Origin of the sequence: Pseudonocardia nigra, assembly GCF_019396355.1 — a bacterium.
GTDB lineage: Bacteria > Actinomycetota > Actinomycetes > Mycobacteriales > Pseudonocardiaceae > Pseudonocardia > Pseudonocardia nigra.
Window position 1 is genome coordinate 1 of the sequence record NZ_JAHKRK010000493.1, and the last position, 1,101, is coordinate 1,101.

A 1,101-nucleotide genomic window follows, 5' to 3' on the forward strand; every position below is an offset into this window, starting at 1 on the left:
CGGGCCACGAAGAAGGCCGGCGACTTCCCCGCCCGCAAAGATCAACCCAGTGTCGTCCACGTCACCCGCCGCATCCAACTCCACTGCCTCCGACAGCGGTCACCGACCTAACGCAAGGCCATTGGGCACTGGGCCACGGCGGCTGATCAGTGTCAATCCGGTGAGCTATTCGGTGATGTGCAGTAGCTTTGTGGGATTGATGATGTCGACGGCGCCGTAGCGTACCTCGATCAGTCCTTGGCGTTCCAGGTCTTTGAGGATTTTGTTCAGTGACGGCCGTTGCGCGCCTAGCATCGCAGCCAGGGTGCGCTGCGGAAGGGGAACCATGCCGTCGACGGCTTCCTCGAGCAGGAGACGCGCGACTTGTGAGGTGAGTGATCGGCCGAGTAGGCCGATCACGCGTTGCTGGCTGGCTGCTAGCCGTAGGGCGATGCTGGAGAGCCAGCGGCGGGCGATGGGCTGGCTGTCGTTGAGCAGTGTGTCGAATTCCGTCGAGCCGAGGGTGAGCACTGTGGCGTCCTCGAGCGTGCGCGCGGTGTAGGGCATGGGCATGTCGAGCAGTTGTTGGATGTCGCCGTCCACGTCGCCGCGGCGGAGCACCCCGATGACCGCGCGGGCGCGGCCGGTGCCCACCGAGAGCTCCACGCGGCCCTGGCGGATGATCCACACGGCTTCGGCTTGGGTGCCGCCGCGGAACAGGAGTCCGCCTGGTGGATAGGCGCGAGTGGTCAGGCTCGCCGCGAGCGCCCCGAGATCGTCGGGTCGCAGCGGCACGCTCTGGCCGCGCCCGACGCAACGCGCCACCCACGCGGCCTGACGGATGGCCAGGTCGTCCGGGGTTGCCGGCCCGAGCAGCCGCACGGTCTGCCGCATAGCGGCGTCGGAGTGAAGTGACCCCCGCTGGTCGGACACGTCCAGACTTGGCAGTAGCCGAGGAGGGGACGCGCGATGGGGCGTCGAAGCAAGTACCCGGTGAGTTCCGCCGCAACGCCGCGCAGCTGGCGTTGGACGGTGGCCGCTCGATCCGAGACGTGGCCCGCGAGCTAGGGATCAACCACGAGACCCTGCGGAACTGGGTCGAGGCCCTGCGCCGGGAGCGCC

Annotated in this window: 2 protein-coding genes; one reads left to right on the forward strand and one right to left on the reverse strand. The window is 68.1% G+C overall.

The features are described 5' to 3' along the window. Nucleotides 1–165: 165 nt before the first annotated feature. Complete coding sequence (locus KME75_RS41825; protein WP_219420564.1) at nucleotides 166–873, reverse strand: Crp/Fnr family transcriptional regulator; 708 nt, start codon at nucleotides 871–873, stop codon at nucleotides 166–168. 47 nt (nucleotides 874–920) lie between these two features. Between KME75_RS41825 and KME75_RS41830 the strand changes: the two genes are divergently transcribed. Further along, a partial coding sequence (locus KME75_RS41830) for a transposase (protein ID WP_219420567.1) occupies nucleotides 921–1,101 on the forward strand: 181 nt, incomplete at its 3' end.